This is a genomic window from Streptomyces sp. NPDC049541 (assembly GCF_044465725.1).
In the GTDB taxonomy this organism is placed as follows: Bacteria; Actinomycetota; Actinomycetes; order Streptomycetales; family Streptomycetaceae; genus Streptomyces.
In genome coordinates this window covers 217,875-234,001 of sequence record NZ_JBITLY010000007.1, presented here as the reverse complement: position 1 = coordinate 234,001, position 16,127 = coordinate 217,875, and the positions used below count along the sequence as shown (strand labels likewise).

The following is a 16,127-nucleotide window of genomic DNA, read 5'->3' as shown; positions in this document are numbered from 1 at the left end:
CCTCATGACTCTTCCCGGCCTGGACGGCCTCATCGCCGAAGTGGACCGCACCTGCGCGACCGCCCACCGCCCCGGTGACCAGGAACAGCCCGACTGGCTGGCGCTGCGGACCGCGGCCGCCGCCATATCCGGCCGGCTCCAGGCGCTGGACTTGGTCGAGGACTACGTGGAGCACTGCCGGATGCACGGCGTGTCGTGGACGCACTTCGGGTCGGCCCTCGGGGTGACCCGGCGGGCGGTGCGGCAGCGCGGGCTGACCGCGGAGGAAGAACAGCGCCACCCGGCTGCTGCAGAAGTCCGGCGTGTCGGCGGAGGCCGTCCACCGGTCGGTCGGCGACCGGCTGAGCATGGGCGCCTCACAGGTGGCCGAGCGGATCGCTTGGCGCCGTACTCGCGCAAGGCGATAGCGCCGGCCGAAGCACGCGTCAAGCAGGCAGGCTCGCAACTGATCGACTGCGCCGACCTGCTGGTGGGGCTGGCGCAGGTCGGGCGTGGAGTCGCTTCCGTGGTCCTTGCGGAAAAGGGCTTTGGTGAGCGGCAGTCATGATCCCACCCCCTTGCCCCGGTTCGTGACGTGGTGACGTGCCGCTACGGTGTTCTCGACCTTCTCGGTCTGCTCCATGTTCCCGAGGTCCTCGACCAGCTTCGCGATCTTCGCCTGCTTCGCCTTGATGCCGCGGGTCATGAGCCGCAGATGAGCCGACGACTCGGGCACGGTCGACTCGAGTTCCTCCAATCGCCTTCGTTCGAGGGCGAGTTCGGTCCTGAGGCGGGCTCCCCGGTCGGGAGGGGCGGGTGGGGACTCGCCGTTGAAGATCACGTTGTACCTGGGGCGTTCGGTCCAGACGGCCTCGCGTTCGGCTGCCTCCGCGTCGACCGGGTACTCGATCCGTATCCCGACGATCTCCGAAGCCCATGGCTGCTCCCGCAGGTGCGTGCGCACACGAGTGAGCGGGGAGACTGAGATGCCGACGTACAGCAGGCCTTCCAGGCCGTACAGCCGGTACAGCGCTGTGCGGCCCGCGGTGTGCAGGCTGCCCTCCTCGTCGAACAGCCCACGCAGGAACTGCGAATCGACGTCGGCCATGACGCCGCCCCCTTCGGCTCGGCGGGCACCGTTTGTCCATGTCCCACGCTGCCACACGGGTCTGACAGTGACTCCGCTGCGGATCCCGCCGAAAAGGACCCGCGGGAAACCGAACCTCACCGATGAGTTTCCGGCGCTGTGGGGGTCTCCTCATTCAACGGAAAACAAGCTCGGCTATCACAAATACGAGCCCACTTCAGGCGGGAGCCAGACGGACAGAGGAGAAGGATCATGTGCAGTCACCGGCCACCGTGCCCCACCGCAGACAGCCCGGACCACCACAGCGCCGTGATCGTGTCGGCCCATCCCGAACAGGGCTGGAACCTGCTGTGCAACGGGACGATCGTGTTCGACGACACCGGTGAACTGCTGCCGGACGGGCGGATCGTGGACCCGCACCGCCCCCTGCGTCCGCTGGCCGTGGCCGCCTGACTCTCAGCCGAACGCGCCGAGGTCCAGACGGGCGAGCCGCTGCGGGTCCGCCAGGATGTGCAGGGCCACGATCCGGCCGTCGGCGACGGTGACGCCCATGACCGACAGCGGGCGTCCCTCGGGCGCGTTGACGACACCGATCTCCCCGTTGACCAGCACCACCCGCGCGAACTGCGCGAACTGCCGGAACAGCAGCGCCTGTTCGGCCACCGGCTTCGCGCCGCGCACCGTCTTGGAGGCGGCGGCGCCCGCGACCAGTGCACCGGAGTCGGCCCGCAGCACCACGTCGGGATGCAGGACCGCGACCAGCGCCTCGAAGTCACCGGCTCGGGCGGCCGCCATGAAGGCGTCGACGACCTGCCGCTGTCTGCCGAGGTCGGGTTCCGAGGACGGTGTGGCACCGCGGACCCGGCGCCGGGCCCGGCTCGCGAGCTGTCTGGTGGCCGCCGAACTGCGCTCCACGATCGGCGCGATGTCGTCGAACGGCACGGCGAACATGTCGTGCAGCACGAATGCCAGCCGCTCGGCGGGCTCCAGGGTCTCCAGCACCACCAGCAGCGCCAGCCCCACCGAGTCGGCCTGCAGGACCTCCTGCTCGGGGTCGATCTGCGACAGGGGCCTGATCACGGGATCGGGCACGAACGTCTCGTCGATGGGGTCCTCGCGACGCGAGGCCCGGGAGCGCAGCATGTCGAGGCAGACCCGTCCGACCACGGTGGTCAGCCAGCCGCCAAGGTTCTCGATCGCGTCCGCGTCGGAGCGGCTCAGCTTCAGCCAGCTCTCCTGGACGGCGTCCTCCGCCTCGGCGACCGAACCGAGCATGCGGTAGGCGACCGCCTTCAGATGGCCCCGGTGTTCCTCGAACCGGTCGGCCAGTGCGTCCGTGCCGTTCATGTGCTCCCCCATGTATCCGTGTGTTCGGCTGTGCCTATCGGCTGAAGACCTCGAACGCCACCGCCGGCCGGCCCCCGAACCGCTCCCCTGCCGCCGTGGCGTTCGCCGTCAGGAATCCGCGGGCGTAGGTCTCCGGGTCCTCGTCGGTCAACGCCTGGATGTAGCTGCGGTGTTCGAGCAGCGAGTGCACCGCGCGCTCCAGCCCGGCCGAGGCGTCCGCCGCGTGCGTGGGCGAGGCGGAGCCTGCGACGGCGACCCAGCGGACGCCGTTCCAGGGCTCCAGGCCCTGTTCGACGAGCTCGGGGAAGATCCAGCGGTTGCCGGCGTCGCCCGCCGCGTCGAGCACGGCACGGCCGACCGCGACATGGTCCGGAGTGTTCCAGGCGACCCCGCCCCAGGTGTCCCGGTGGTTGAGGGTGATCACCAGCTCGGGCCGGTGGCGGCGGATCGCGGCGGCGATGTCGCGACGCAACGCGGTGCCGTACTCGATCACGCCGTCCTGGTGGTCGAGGAACTCCACCTGTGTCACCCCCACCACCGCCGCGCTCGCCCGCTGCTCGCGCTCGCGCAGCGGCCCGCACTTCGCGGGCTCCAGCGTGTCGATGCCCGCCTCACCGCGCGTGGCCAGGACGTAGACGACCTCACGGCCCTCGTCGGTCCAGACGGCGACGGCCGCCGAGCACCCGTACTCGAGGTCGTCCGGGTGCGCGACGACGGCCAGCGCGCGCTGCCAGTCGGCGGGCATGGGCTGCAACTCGGTGATCTTCGGCTCGGTCATGGTCGAAGACTAGTGCGTGACGCCGACATCACTGCCGGTGAATCTCACGCCTCGTCACGGGTCAGCGCCAGCAGCCGGTCCAGCACCCGGGTCCCTCCGGCCCGTACGCCGTCGTGCTCGAACTCGTCGGTCACCCAGGTCCGCAGGCCACGGATGGTGCGCGCCGTCTCCAGGGCGTGGGTGGTGTCGACGTACATGTCGTCGTGGTAGATCGCCGCCGCGACCGGGACCTCGTTGGCGGCGAGGCGGGCGGGGTCGTAGAGGGGCGGCCAGTCGGTGCGGGCGGCGAGCAGGTCGGCGGTCTCGCGCAGCGGGCGCAGCGCCGGGTCGCAGTCGAACGTCCAGGGGTGGACGGACTCGCCGGTGAACAGCAGCGGGCTGTCGCCGGCGAGGGTCTTCGCGGCGTCGAACTGCGGGAACTCGGCGCGGACGCGTTCGGCGGACCAGGCGGTGGGGCGTTCGTCCTGGCCGTAGATCGCCTCGTGGACGAGGGCGTAGAGGGGGTGGCTCGCGTAGGAGAGGAGGCCTTGGGTCTGTTCCTGGAATGGGTCGGAGAGGGCCTGGCCGTGCGGGGTGCGGACGAAGGCGTGTTCCAGGAGGTAGTGCAGGCGGTGGCTGCCCTCGCTGCCGCCGAGGACGATGCCGAGGGACTGGAAGGCCTCGACGGTGAGGCGGTAGCCGTTCGGGAGGGTGACCTCGTGGGTGAGGAGGTGGTCGGCGATACGGCGGGCGCGCTCGACGTCCTGCGGGTAGCGGGCGTAGTGGGCGGCGACCTTGTGTTCGATGCGGGGGTAGGCGGCGCGGTAGACGTCGTCGGCGTGCGCGTCCAGGGAGGGCAGGCCGCCGGTGATCACGGCCGCGGTGAGGCCTTCGGGGGCGCTGGAGAGGTAGTTCACGGTGCAGAAGCCGCCGAAGCTCTGGCCGAGGACCGTCCATCGGGCGCCGCCGGTGACCTGGGGGCGGATGGCCTCGCAGTCGCGGACGATCGCGTCGCCCCGGAAGTGCGCCAGGTAGTCGGCCTGTTGGGCGGGGCCGCCGCGCAGCGGGAGGGTCTGGCGGTTGGCGGGGGTGGAGTGGCCGGTGCCGCGCTGGTCGAGGAGGAGGACGCGGTACTCCTTGAGGGCGCGGCCCAGCCAGGACTGCCGGCCCACGAAGCGGTTCGCGCCGAAGCCGGGGCCGCCCTGGAGGTACACGAGCCAGGGCAGGTTCTGCTGGGCCTTGTCGCTCGCGACGACCTCACGGGCGTAGAGCTCGATCGTCTCCCCCGCCGGGTCGTCGTGGTCGAGGGGTACGGTGAAGTGGCGGTCGGTGAGGACGACGCCCGGCTGGCGGTAGGTGGCGGTCAACGGGTCTCCAGGGACGGACGGGTTTCGGACCGCGTCCCACTTCACCACATGTTCGTGCGGCGGCCGACCCCCCGGATCATGAAACTTACTGACCGGGCGATCAGCGGGCGGACAGGCTGGAGCGTCGTACGACGAGCTCCGGCTGGAGCACGACACGCCGGTGCTCGTGCCGCTTGGTCGCGGTCTCCGTCTCCGTCTCCTCCAGCAGCAGCTCGGCGGCGAGGGCGCCCATGGTGACGGCGGGCTGGCGTACCGAGGTGAGCGGGACGGCCGCGGCGGCGGCGAACTCGATGTCGTCGTAGCCGACGATGGCCAGGTCGTCGGGGACCGTTATGCCGGCTGCGTACATGGCCTGCAGGACGCCCAGGGCGAGGAGGTCGTTGGCGCAGAAGACGGCGGTGGGGCGGTCGACGAGGCCGAGCAGGCGGGCCCCGGCGTCCCGGCCCGCGGCCACGTCGAGACGCTCGGTGGGCAGCTCGCGCAGACACTCGGGGCCGAGGCCGGCCTCGGCGAGGGCGTTCAGGGCGCCCGTGCGCCGGTCGCGGACCTGGTTGAGGCCCGGCGGGCCGCTGACGTAGGCGATGGTGCGGTGCCCGGCGTCGACGAGGTGGCGCACGGCCAGGGCGCCGCCCGCCACGTCGTCGACGGAGACGGAGCACTCGGTGGTGCCCTCGGCGACCCGGTCGACGAGGACGAAGGGGATGTTGTGCCGCCGGAAGGTCTCGATGTTGCGGCCGGTCGCGTCGGCGGGGGTCAGCAGCACGCCGCGCACCCGCTGCTCGGCGAAGAGGGAGAGGTACTCGGCTTCCTCGCCCGCGCTCTGGGCGCTGTTGCAGACCATGACGCCGAGCCCGGCGTCGCGTGCGGCACGCTCGGCGCCGCGCGCGACGTCCACGAAGAACGGGTTGCCCATGTCCAGGACGAGCAGTCCCATGATCCGGCTGCGGCCCGCGCGCAGCTGGCGCGCGGACTCGCTGCGGACATAGCCGAGCCGGTCGATCGCGGACAGCACCCGGGCCCGGGTCTCCGTGGCGACCGTGTCCGGACGGTTGATCACGTTCGACACCGTGCCGACGGAGACTCCGGCGGCGCGGGCGACGTCCTTGATACCCACCGACTGGCTCATCGGGCAGGGACCTCCAGGGGGACGTGATTCGGCCGGAAGACCTTCACATTACCGTCATCGTCCGACGCATCAGGCCCGGTCACACGGGCAGTGCGAAGTCGACGACGTGGAGTGCCGAGGGGGTCGTACCGCTCGACTTCTCCTGGTACATGAACGACAGGACGTTGTCCGCCCTGACCCGCAGCTCGTCGATCACGACCTCGCCGAAGGCGTTCAGTTCGCTGCCGTCGTACAGCAGCGTCCAGTCCGTGTATCCGGAGGCCTTCGAGGCGGCGGCGATCCGGCCGAAGGGGAAGACCGCGTAGGCGTTGTCGTACTTGTCCAGGATCAGCTTGGTGCGCTGGCTGGAATCGAGCGCGACGGGGATCTCGGTCTTCTGCCAGGTGCCGGAGGAGTTCTTGCGGAGGTGGAAGGCGCGGCCGTTGGCGGTGCGGTCGGCGACGTAGTTCGTGGTGCACTGCCCGAAGCGGCCGGGGACGTAGCTGATGATGGCGTGCGGGAGGCCGGAGGAGTCGGTGAACTGGCTCTCCTGGTTCATCAGCGAGTGGTCCGGGTTGAGCGAGTCGACGACCAGTCCGCCGTCGGTGACGGCCACCGTGTCGGAGCTGCCGGTGGTGGCTACGACGGTGCCCGCGTCGTTGCGCCAGGTGCGGCCGCGGTCGGTGGAGTAGACGTAGCCGGTGTCGTGGTTGGTGATGCCGCCGCTGTTGCACATCACGGCGGCGTTCTGCTCGCGCCAGGTGAAGAAGGAGTGCAGGCGGCCGCCCGCGTCGTAGTCGATGCCGTGCAGATACATGTTCCGGGCCGTCGAGGAGCCGTGGGAGCTGGTGTACGTGCCAGTGGAGCTGGACCACTCCCCGAGGGCCGTCCACGTCGAACCGTCGTACTCGGCAAGGGCGTTGCGTCCGTTGCCGGAGATCCCGACCCGGTAGCTGAGCTGGAGCTTGCCCTCGGGGGTCGAGATGAACTGCGGGTAGGTGAACTGGGAGGTGAGTGCGAGGCCGTCGAGCGAGGTCTGCACCGCGCCGAAGACGGACGAGGTCCAGGCCGTGGTCGCCGGGTTGTCGAGGAGTCCGGCGATCGACTTCACGTAGAAGTAGCCGTCGCTGTGGGAGTCCATGGTCAGGTGCAGACGGCCGTCGACCTTGGAGACGCCCATGGAGATGACGTTGTGGGAGTCGCTGGTCTTGAGGACGTGGGGCAGCGTCACGGTCGACCAGCTGCTCCCGCCGAGCACGCGGCGGCCGACCACGGCGTTGCCGGTGGACGTGTACCAGGCGGCGTACTGGTAGCCCTTGTAGGTCAACAGGCCGTTCTTCTGGAACGAGTTGTTGTTGACCAGGCCGTCGTAGGAGACGAAGAAGACGGCCGTCGCGTCGAGTTGGGTGGTGCCCTTCTTGGTGACGGAGGGGCCGGGATCGGCGGCCCGTGCGATGCCCGGCGTTGCCACGGCCGCAAGTATGGCGGTCGCGAGCACGGTACGTCTTCTCATGAGCGGCTCCAGCAGGGGCGAGGGGAGATGTCAGGCGAGGTGAAAGACCTCGGTGAGCGGTTTCATGGCCTCGTCGGGCCGGGCGCCGTCCAGCGACTCGAAGAGCGGCGCCATCTCGGCCTGCCAGCGGGCGTTGACCTCGGTGGCCTCCATGCCGGTGATCGCGGCGTCGAAGTCCTCGGTCTCCAGGTAGCCGACGAGCAGACCGTCGTCGCGCAGGAAGAGGGAGTAGTTGTGCCAGCCGGTGGCGGAGAGCGCTTCGAGCATCTCCGGCCACACGGCGGCGTGGCGTTCGCGGTACTCGGCGAGCCGGTCCTCGCGGACCTTGAGGAGGAAACAGACGCGCTGCATGAGGTACCAGCTCCCGCGGGGGTGGAAGGGGCTCAGAAGTTGAACTGGTCGATGTTCTTGGCGTTGAACACGGTCGGCTTGCCGAGGGTGATCACGCCGTCCTTGCCGATGGTGTAGGTGGTGGAGCCGGCCTTGAAGGTCTCGCCCTCCTTGCCGGTGATCTGACCGGAGGCCAGCGCGACGGCGGTACGGGCGGCCAGGTCGCCCAGCTTGGCCGGGTCCCACAGCTCGAAGCCCTCGACGGTGCCGTTCTTGACGTACTTGCGCATGTCGTTGGGGGTGCCGAGGCCGGTCAGCTTGACCTTGCCCTTGTACTTGGAGCCGGACAGGTACTGGGCGGCCGCCTTGATGCCCACGGTGGTCGGGGAGATGATCCCCTTCAGGTTCGGGTACTGCTGGAGCAGGCCCTGGGTCTGCTGGAAGGACTGCTGTGCGTCGTCGTTGCCGTAGGCGACCTTGACCAGCTTGATGTTCTTGTACTTCGGGTCCGCCAGCTCCTTCTTCATGAAGTCGATCCACACGTTCTGGTTCGTCGCGGTCTGCGCGGCGGACAGGATCGCGATCTCGCCCTTGTAGCCGATCTGCTGGGCGAGCAGCTGCACCTCGGTACGGCCGAGGTCCTCGGCGGAGGCCTGCGAGACGAAGGCGTTGCGGCAGTCGGGCTTGGTGTCGGAGTCGTAGGTGACGACCTTGATGTTGTTCTTCATGGCCTGCTTGAGCGCGGTGCACAGGGCGCCCGGGTCCTGCGCGGACACGGCCATCGCGTTGACCTGCTGCTGGGTGAGCGTGTTGACGTAGGAGACCTGGCCGGCGGTGTCGGTGGCGCTGGAGGGGCCGACCTCCTTGTACTTGCTGCCCAGCTCGGTGAGGGCCTGCTCGCCGCCCTTGTCGGCAGAGGTGAAGTACGGGTTGTTGACCTGCTTGGGCAGGAAGCCGACGGTCAGGCCCTTCTTGAGGGCGGCGCCGGGGTCGGCCTTGGCGGTCGAGGTGGCCGCCGCGTCGTCGCTCTTGGAGTTGTTCTTGGTGGTACCGCCACAGGCGGTCAGCGCGAGAGCGAGAGAGGTTCCGGCGGCGAGCGCCGCACAGGCACGGCGGAGGGATGAGTTGCGCATGGCATGGGGTCCTTTGATACGAGGGTGAGCCAGACGCGCCCCAAAGGGGCGCGGGACTGTATTGAATTTGCGGCGCTGCCGCGCGGGCGCGACCAGCCACATCCGGCCCGCGGTCGGCAAACGGCTTATCCAGCGGAGCGAGTAGCTGCCCTCGCTATGGAGATCTGGCGAGCAACCCGCGGTCCCAACACGGACACCACCAGCAACACACCGGTCACAACGATCTGCGACTGCGCGGAAACATTGAGCAGACTCATCACGTTCTGCAGCGCCCCGAGCAGAAACACCCCGGCGACGGCTCCGCCGAGCGTGCCCTTGCCGCCGTCGAAGTCGATGCCGCCGAGCAGCACGGCGGCGACGACGGAGAGTTCGAGACCGGTGGCGTTGTCATACCGGGCGCTGGCGTAGTGCAGCGCCCAGAAAATGCCGGTGAGGGAGGCCATCAGCCCCGTCACCGTGAACAGGGTCAGCTTGTACCGCTTGACGCGGATGCCGGCGAACCGCGCCGCCTCCTCGTTCGCACCGATCGCGAACAGGGAGCGTCCGAACGGGGTGGCGTGCAGGACGACCACTGCGATGGCGAGCAGCACCAGGAAGGGCAGAAAGGCCTGCGGGACGAAGGTGTTCCCGATGCGTCCGGCCGCGAAGTCCAGGTACTGGGTGGGGAAGTCGGTCACCGCGTCGGAGCCGAGCACGATCTGTGCGATGCCCCGGTAGGCGGCGAGGGTGCCGATGGTGACGGCGAGCGAGGGCAGCCCGAGCCGGGTGACGAGCAGCCCGTTGACCAGGCCGCACACCACGCCGAGCAGCAGGCACAGCGGGATGATCGTCTCGATGGCCATGCCGTCGTTCCACAGCTTGCCCATCACGGCGCCCGAGAGGCCGGCCGTCGAGGCGACGGACAGGTCGATCTCGCCGGAGACGACCAGCAGCGTCATGGGCAGGGCGATCAGGGCGATCGGCAGGGTGTTGCCGATCAGGAACGACAGGTTCAGGGCGTTCCCGAACCCGTCGACCGTGCCGAACGACATCAGCAGCAGGACGAGCAGGAGCGCGCCGACGACCGTGTCCCAGCGGACCGCGCGCGTCAGTGACTCAGGCATGGCGGGCGTTCCTCTTCTTCAGGGCGGAGGCCACGCGCAGCGCGACGACCCGGTCGACCGCGATGGCGAGGATGAGCAGGATGCCGTTGATGGCGAGCACCCACACGGAGCTGACGCCGAGGGCGGGCAGCACGCTGTTGACGGAGGTCAGCAGCAGGGCGCCGAGCGCGGCCCCGTAGACACTGCCGGAGCCGCCGGTGAAGACGACGCCGCCGACCACGACCGCGCTGACGACGGTGAGTTCGTAGCCGGTGCCGGTCCCGGAGTCGACGTTGCCGAACCGGGCCAGATACATGGCGCCCGCGAGACCGGCGAGGCCGCCGCAGAAGGTGTACGCGGCCAGGATCCGCTTGCGGACGGGGATACCGGCGAGCCTGGCGGCCTCCGGGTTGGAGCCGAGGGCGTACAGCTCGCGCCCGCTGCCGAAGTGCTTCAGGTAGTACGCCGTCGCCACCAGCACCGCAAGGGCGATCAGCGCCAGCCAGGGCACGGCGGAGAGCCCGCCGGAGCCGAAGTCCACGAAACCGCCCGGCAGGTCGGCCGCAGTGATCTGGCGGGAGCCGACCCAGATGGAGTCGACGCCTCGGATGATGTAGAGCGTGCCGAGGGTGACGACCAGGGCGGGCACCTGGCCGAGGCTGACGAGCAGGCCGTTGAGCAGGCCGAGGCCCACGCCCAGCAGCACCGCCAGCAGGACGGCGACGAGCGAGTTGCCGCCGCCGTGCAGATAGTCACCGGCGGCGAAGGCCGCGATGCCGAGCGTGGAACCGACCGACAGGTCGACGTTCCTCGTGATCACCACCAGGGACTGGCCGGTGGCGACCAGCACCAGGATGGTCGCGTTCAGCAGCAGGTCCTTGATGCCCTGCTCGGACAGGAACTGGCTGTTGCCCGCCTGGGTGACGGCGATCATCACCAGGAAGACGACCAGGATGGCGAGTTCGCGCATCTTGAAGACGCGGTCGACGAGCCGGGTGCCGCTGGACCTGGGCACCTCGGCGACGGGGGCTTCGTTCGGAGTGGTCACCGTCATCCGGCGGCCCTCCCGGTGGCTGCGGCCATCACGGTTTCCTCGGTGGCTTCGGCGCGTGGGATCTCGGCGGTCAGGCGGCCCTCGTGCATCACGAGCACGCGGTCGGCCATGCCGAGGATCTCGGGCAGGTCGGAGGAGATCATCAGCACGGCCACGCCGTCGGCGGCCAGCTCGCTCAGCAGCCGGTGCACCTCGGCCTTGGTGCCGACGTCGATGCCCCGGGTGGGCTCGTCGACGATCAGCACCCTCGGACCGGTGGCGAGCCACTTGGCGAGGACCACCTTCTGCTGATTGCCACCGGACAGGGTGTTGACCGTGTCGGCGATCCTGGCGTACTTCACTTGCAGCTTGACGGCCCAGTCGAGGGACCGGCTGCGTTCGGCGCCGCGGTCGACGAGGCCCGCCCGGACGGTGGTGCGCAGACCGGTGAGGCCGATGTTGCGCTCGATGGACATGTCCATCACCAGGCCCTGGGCGCGCCGGTCCTCGGGGACGAGGGCGAGCCCGGCGGCCATGGCGGTGGAGGGGGCGCCGTTGGTGAGCTTGCGCCCCTGGACCTCGACCTCGCCGGCGTCCCAGCGGTCGATGCCGAAGACGGCTCGGGCGACCTCCGTGCGTCCGGCGCCGACGAGGCCGGCGAGGCCGACGATCTCGCCGTGCCGCACCTCGAAGGAGACGTCGGTGAAGACGCCCTCGCGGGTCAACCGCCGTACGCTCAGGGCGACTTGGCCGGGCTTGACGTCCTGCTTGGGGTACAGCTCGTCGAGGTCGCGGCCGACCATGCGACGTACGAGGTCGTCCTCGGTCATGCCCTCGATCGGCTCGCTGGAGATCCAGGCGCCGTCGCGCAGGGTGGTGACCCGCTGGCAGATCTCGAAGATCTCCTCCAGCCGGTGCGAGATGAACAACACGGCGGCGCCCTGTTCGCGCAGGGTGCGCACGACGCCGAAGAGGCGGGCCACCTCGCTGCCGGTGAGGGCGGCCGTCGGCTCGTCCATGATCAGGACGCGGGCCTCGAAGGACAGGGCCTTGGCGATCTCGACGATCTGCTGGTCGGCGATGGACAGGCCGCGGGCCGGGCGGTCGGGGTCGAGTTCCACGCCGAGACGCCGCATCAGGGCCAGGGTCGCCGCGTGGGTCGCCCTGTGGTCGATACGGCCGAGGGCGCGCCGGGGCTGGCGGCCCATGAAGATGTTCTCGGCGATCGAAACGTCGGGAAAGAGCGTGGGCTCCTGGTAGATGACGGCGATGCCGGCGTCGCGGGCGTCGCCGGGCCCGTGGAAGACGACGGGCTCACTGTCGAGCAGCACCCGGCCGGCATCGGGGCGGTGCACACCGGCAAGGGTCTTGATCAGGGTCGACTTGCCCGCGCCGTTCTCTCCGGCGAGTGCGTGCACCTCGCCGGGGAACAACTCCAGGGAAACGTCCCGCAGGGCGCGCACCGCGCCGAAGGACTTCGAGATGTCCTCGAGCGCCAGCACCGGGGCCGGACCCGTGTCGGACGGGTGGGTCATCAGGGGCTCCTCGACGACGCCGACAAGGGCTCACGACGTCGTGAAAGGTTTCAACTTGGTTGCCGGGACGTTAGGCGCGTCGGTCATGTCACGTCAATGGGTGGGCCTCGAAAAAATTTCGAGGCCCCTTCCAGAGCCAGAGGTAACGGCGAGGCCACGGGCAACAGCCTCTGCTGGAACGCTTGACACCCCTGCGGGGAGCTTTAAGCTTCCCCTTCTGAATCGATTCATCCATCTGCCCTTACGGCCAGACGTCACAGGAGCCCTGCAGTGACCGAGCTCGCCGCGGTGAAGGCCGCGCTGAAGACCCAGGCAGTCGAGACGCCGTCGTGGGCGTACGGGAACTCGGGGACCCGGTTCAAGGTGTTCGCGCAGCAGGGCGTTCCCCGTACGCCGCAGGAGAAGCTGGCCGATGCGGCGCAGGTGCACGCCGTGACCGGCGTGGCGCCGACGGTCGCGCTGCACATTCCATGGGACAAGGTGGACGACTACGGTGCCCTGGCGAAGTACGCCGAGGACCAGGGCGTGAAGCTGGGTGCGATCAACTCCAACACGTTCCAGGACGACGACTACAAGCTGGGCAGCATCTGCCACCCGGATGCGGCGGTGCGCCGCAAGGCGGTCGATCACCTGCTGGAGTGCGTCGACATCATGGACGCCACCGGATCCAGGGACCTGAAGCTGTGGTTCGCCGACGGCACGAACTACCCCGGACAGGACGACCTCCGCGCCCGCCAGGACCGGCTCGCGGAGGGACTCGCCGAGGTGTATGCGCGGCTCGGCAACGGGCAGCGGATGCTGCTGGAGTACAAGTTCTTCGAACCCGCCTTCTATGCCACCGACGTGCCCGACTGGGGCACCGCCTACGCCCACTGCCTCAAGCTGGGCGAGAAGGCACAGGTCGTCGTGGACACCGGGCACCACGCACCCGGCACCAACATCGAGTTCATCGTCACCACCCTGCTGCGCGAGAACAAACTCGGCGGGTTCGACTTCAACTCACGCTTCTACGCCGACGACGACCTCATGGTCGGCGCCGCCGACCCCTTCCAGCTCTTCCGCATCATGTACGAAGTCGTCCGCGGCGGCGGCTACACCCCTCAGGTCGCCTTCATGCTGGACCAGTGCCACAACATCGAAGCCAAGATCCCCGCCATCATCCGCTCCGTCATGAACGTCCAGGAAGCCACCGCCAAAGCACTGCTCGTGGACGCGGAGGCGTTGGAGGCGGCTCAGCGGGCGGGTGACGTCCTCGAAGCCAACGCCGTGCTCATGGACGCCTACAACACCGACGTACGGCCCCTGCTCGCCGAAGTCCGCCAGGAAATGGGACTCGATGCCGACCCCATCGGCGCCTACCACCGCTCCGGATGGGCCGAAAAAATCGTCGAGCAACGAGTCGGCGGACAACAAGCCGGATGGGGAGCCTGAACACTGCAACTCGTCTGCCGGGACCTTGATGTCTGCAGGCCGCGGGCCCGACGCGCTGGTCGCGCCCACGCGACGGAGCCGCACATCGATACAGCCCCGCGCCCCCAAAGGGGCGCTGATCCGCATGTGAGCTTGTGCGGTCAGGTTGGTCCCATGCCGAACGAGTCGTGGACTGGTCTCAGCTCTACCGCCACGACATGGAAGTCCAGGACGCGTGCGGCGATCTCCCGTGCTCGTTCCGGGGTGGCGCAGTCGATCACGTAGTACGCGGTCATGTGGTCGGTGGTGTCCATGAGCGGGCCGTCCGTCGTGGTCGGGGGCACCCCGTCGCCTTCCCACCGGATGGTCTTCGTGTCGCGGGGGAAGGCAAGACCGGCTCCGTTCAGCATCTCGCCGGTGCCTTCCAGGTCCTGGTGGAGGGCCTCGTGTCGGCGGAAGACCTCCGCGCGTTCGGCGGCGGTCATCGCTTCGGTCGCCGCGGGATCGGCGTACATCAGGACCAGGTACTTCATGCAGCCGCCTCGACAGGCGGGACCACGGACGCGGCCGCCCGGACCAGTGCGGCGGTGGCCGTCGAGCAGGACTGCTGGGGCCAGGCGATCGACAGGGTGGCCGGCGGGGCGTCCGGGACCTCGCGGTAGGCGAGGCCTGGGCGCGGGTAGCGGGTGGTGACGGATTCGGGCAGCAGGGTGACGATCTCGCCGAGTTCGACGAGGGTGAGCAGTTGGGGCAGGTCGGCGATGCCATGGCGCTCGACGATCATGTCCAGGTAGCGGGCCAGGCCGTCGAGGGGGCCGGACTCGACTCCCGGGATGGCCAGGTCGGCGAGGGTGACGTGGTCGCGGGCGGCCAGGGGGTGGGTGGCCGGGAGGGCGGCCAGGCGGCGTTCGACGGTGATCGTTTCGCTGTCCAGGCCGGTGTGGTCGAAGGGTTCGTAGATCAGGGCGGCGTCCGCCTCGCCCTGGCGCAGCAGACGGGCCTGGTCGCCCCAGCCGGACAGGCGAAGCGTGACGGGAAGGGCGGCGGGCTCGGTCGCGTAACGGGCGAGGATGGGTTCCAGCAGGCCGCCGTCGCCGTCGGCCTTGAGGGCCAGGACGAGTTTCGCGTCCTGGGCGGCCGCGCGCTGGGCCCGTCGTCCGGCCGCCTGCAGGGCGTCGAGCGCGATCCGGGCCTCCCCGAGCAGGACCGTGCCGGCGGGGGTCAGTTCGACGCTGTGGGTGGTGCGCTCGAAGAGGGTGACGCCCAGGTCGGTCTCCAGTTTGCGGATGGCGCGGGAGAGGGGCGGGGCGGAGATGCCCAGCCGTTCGGCGGCGCGGGCGAAGTTGAGTTCTTCGGCCACGGCGACGAAGTAGCGCAGTGATCGGGATTCCACGATCCGGCACCTCCGTTCGGTATTACCCAGAGGGTAACAAGCGGGATCCCTTCGGTCCTTCCGTCTCGCAGGGGTGCACCGCAGGATCGAAGCACGCGGTCCCCCGGTCCGACCAGCCCCGGCCGGCGACCGAGGGGGCCGACCGGCCTTCCCGTGAACCCTTTTGGAGCTTTTCCATGCTTGTCATCACTACGCCCACCGGTCAGATCGGCCGCCAGGTCGTCGACGGTCTCCTCGCCGCTGAGGAGCCGGTCCGGGTGATCGCGCGCGAGCCCTCCCGACTGCCCGCGGAGGTACGCGAGCGCGTCGAGGTCGTCCAGGGGTCGCATCGCGACCTCGGCGTCGTCATGGAGGCCTTCGCGGGCGCGGAGGCGGTGTTCTGGGTGGTGCCGCCGGACCCGCGCGCGGAGAGCGTCGAAGGCCACTACGTCGACTACACGCGGGCGGCCTGTCAGGCGATCGGCGACCGGGGTGTGAAGCGGGTCGTCGCCGTGTCGACCATGGGGCGCGGAGTCGAGAAGAACGCCGGGCAGTTGTCGGCCTCGCTGACCAAGGACCGGATGATCATGGACAGCGGTGTGCACTTCCGGGCGTTGCAGCCGCCGGCGTTCATGGAGAACCTGCTGTGGCAGGTGGCCGCGATCAAGGACCAGGGCGCGTTCTACTGGCCGCAGCCCGGCGACCGCGTCGTCGCGTCCGTCGCCACCCGGGACATCGCGGCCAAGGCCACGGAACTCCTGCTCGACCGGTCGTGGAGCGGTCAGGGGGGTGTACCCGTGGTCAGCCCCGACGCCCTCTCCCCCGACGGCATGGCACAGGTCCTCTCCGAGGTGCTCGAGCGGCCCGTCCGCTATCAGCAGCTGCCCCTCGACACGTACCGGGCGACGATGCTGGAGCACGGCGCGAGCGAGGCATGGGCGCGGGGACTGGTCGACATGGCCGTGGCCCAGATCAAGGGCGCCTACGACGAGGACCACCGCCTCGCCTCCCCCAGCCCGACCACGTTCCGCCAGTGGTGCGAGGAGGTGCTCAGGCCGGCGGTCCTGGCCTGAGCAC

At 69.6% G+C, this 16,127-nt stretch carries 17 protein-coding genes; 4 read left to right on the top strand and 13 right to left on the bottom strand.

Annotation, left to right across the window (positions count from 1 at the left end):
• The first annotated feature begins 4 nt into the window (after positions 1-4).
• Entirely contained in the window at positions 5-547 is a 543-nt protein-coding gene (locus ACIBW9_RS26625) for a hypothetical protein (RefSeq protein ID WP_398959117.1), read from the top strand.
• Here the strand turns inward: ACIBW9_RS26625 and ACIBW9_RS26620 are convergent.
• A complete protein-coding gene (locus ACIBW9_RS26620; protein WP_398959116.1) occupies positions 542-1,087 on the bottom strand; it encodes a GIY-YIG nuclease family protein in 546 nt (181 codons plus the stop codon). The genes ACIBW9_RS26625 and ACIBW9_RS26620 overlap by 6 nt on opposite strands.
• Before the next feature lie 231 nt (positions 1,088-1,318).
• Between ACIBW9_RS26620 and ACIBW9_RS26615 the strand changes: the two genes are divergently transcribed.
• Positions 1,319-1,519 carry a DUF5999 family protein gene (locus ACIBW9_RS26615; RefSeq protein ID WP_398959114.1) on the top strand — a complete coding sequence of 67 codons (201 nt, stop codon included), beginning with the start codon at positions 1,319-1,321 and terminating at the stop codon, positions 1,517-1,519.
• A gap of 3 nt (positions 1,520-1,522) precedes the next feature.
• Here the strand turns inward: ACIBW9_RS26615 and sigJ are convergent, their stop codons facing one another.
• The 10 genes from sigJ to ACIBW9_RS26565 all read right to left on the bottom strand — a co-directional run bounded on the left by sigJ (position 1,523) and on the right by ACIBW9_RS26565 (position 12,268).
• On the bottom strand, positions 1,523-2,413 hold the full coding sequence (gene sigJ, locus ACIBW9_RS26610; RefSeq protein ID WP_398959685.1) for an RNA polymerase sigma factor SigJ: 891 nt from the start codon (positions 2,411-2,413) through the stop codon (positions 1,523-1,525).
• A 34-nt stretch (positions 2,414-2,447) separates the two neighbouring features.
• Positions 2,448-3,191, bottom strand: a complete 744-nt coding sequence (locus ACIBW9_RS26605; protein ID WP_398959111.1) for a PIG-L deacetylase family protein — start codon at positions 3,189-3,191, stop codon at positions 2,448-2,450.
• Between the two features lie 44 nt (positions 3,192-3,235).
• The gene (locus tag ACIBW9_RS26600; protein WP_398959109.1) at positions 3,236-4,537 is read right to left on the bottom strand and encodes an alpha/beta fold hydrolase; all 1,302 of its coding nucleotides are present in this window, start codon (positions 4,535-4,537) and stop codon (positions 3,236-3,238) included.
• Positions 4,538-4,637: 100 nt separating this feature from the next.
• Positions 4,638-5,663: a LacI family DNA-binding transcriptional regulator gene (locus ACIBW9_RS26595; protein WP_398959107.1), complete on the bottom strand. Its 1,026-nt coding sequence runs from the start codon at positions 5,661-5,663 to the stop codon at positions 4,638-4,640.
• A gap of 79 nt (positions 5,664-5,742) precedes the next feature.
• A complete protein-coding gene (locus ACIBW9_RS26590; RefSeq protein WP_398959105.1) occupies positions 5,743-7,155 on the bottom strand; it encodes a BNR repeat-containing protein in 1,413 nt (470 codons plus the stop codon).
• Positions 7,156-7,185: 30 nt separating this feature from the next.
• Complete coding sequence (locus tag ACIBW9_RS26585) at positions 7,186-7,506, bottom strand: L-rhamnose mutarotase (protein ID WP_398959103.1); 321 nt, start codon at positions 7,504-7,506, stop codon at positions 7,186-7,188.
• 32 nt (positions 7,507-7,538) lie between these two features.
• A complete protein-coding gene (rhaS, locus tag ACIBW9_RS26580; RefSeq protein ID WP_398959101.1) occupies positions 7,539-8,618 on the bottom strand; it encodes a rhamnose ABC transporter substrate-binding protein in 1,080 nt (359 codons plus the stop codon).
• A 125-nt stretch (positions 8,619-8,743) separates the two neighbouring features.
• Complete coding sequence (locus ACIBW9_RS26575) at positions 8,744-9,721, bottom strand: ABC transporter permease (RefSeq protein ID WP_398959099.1); 978 nt, start codon at positions 9,719-9,721, stop codon at positions 8,744-8,746.
• Complete coding sequence (locus ACIBW9_RS26570) at positions 9,714-10,754, bottom strand: ABC transporter permease (protein WP_398959097.1); 1,041 nt, start codon at positions 10,752-10,754, stop codon at positions 9,714-9,716. The genes ACIBW9_RS26575 and ACIBW9_RS26570 overlap by 8 nt, the downstream gene beginning before the upstream one ends.
• Positions 10,751-12,268 carry a sugar ABC transporter ATP-binding protein gene (locus ACIBW9_RS26565; RefSeq protein WP_398959095.1) on the bottom strand — a complete coding sequence of 506 codons (1,518 nt, stop codon included), beginning with the start codon at positions 12,266-12,268 and terminating at the stop codon, positions 10,751-10,753. Before ACIBW9_RS26565 ends, ACIBW9_RS26570 begins: the two co-directional genes overlap by 4 nt.
• 270 nt (positions 12,269-12,538) lie before the next feature.
• Between ACIBW9_RS26565 and rhaI the strand changes: the two genes are divergently transcribed.
• On the top strand, positions 12,539-13,699 hold the full coding sequence (rhaI, locus tag ACIBW9_RS26560) for an L-rhamnose isomerase (protein WP_398959093.1): 1,161 nt from the start codon (positions 12,539-12,541) through the stop codon (positions 13,697-13,699).
• Between the two features lie 140 nt (positions 13,700-13,839).
• Here the strand turns inward: rhaI and ACIBW9_RS26555 are convergent, their stop codons facing one another.
• Together ACIBW9_RS26555 and ACIBW9_RS26550 are read right to left on the bottom strand one after the other, a co-directional pair.
• Positions 13,840-14,211: a YciI family protein gene (locus ACIBW9_RS26555; protein WP_398959090.1), complete on the bottom strand. Its 372-nt coding sequence runs from the start codon at positions 14,209-14,211 to the stop codon at positions 13,840-13,842.
• The gene (locus ACIBW9_RS26550) at positions 14,208-15,071 is read right to left on the bottom strand and encodes a LysR family transcriptional regulator (protein ID WP_398959088.1); all 864 of its coding nucleotides are present in this window, start codon (positions 15,069-15,071) and stop codon (positions 14,208-14,210) included. The genes ACIBW9_RS26555 and ACIBW9_RS26550 overlap by 4 nt, the downstream gene beginning before the upstream one ends.
• A gap of 176 nt (positions 15,072-15,247) precedes the next feature.
• On the opposite strand from ACIBW9_RS26550, the gene ACIBW9_RS26545 reads away from it, so the two are divergent.
• Positions 15,248-16,123 (top strand): NAD(P)H-binding protein, encoded by an 876-nt coding sequence (locus ACIBW9_RS26545; protein WP_398959087.1) that lies wholly within the window; start codon positions 15,248-15,250, stop codon positions 16,121-16,123.
• The last annotated feature ends 4 nt before the right edge of the window (positions 16,124-16,127 follow it).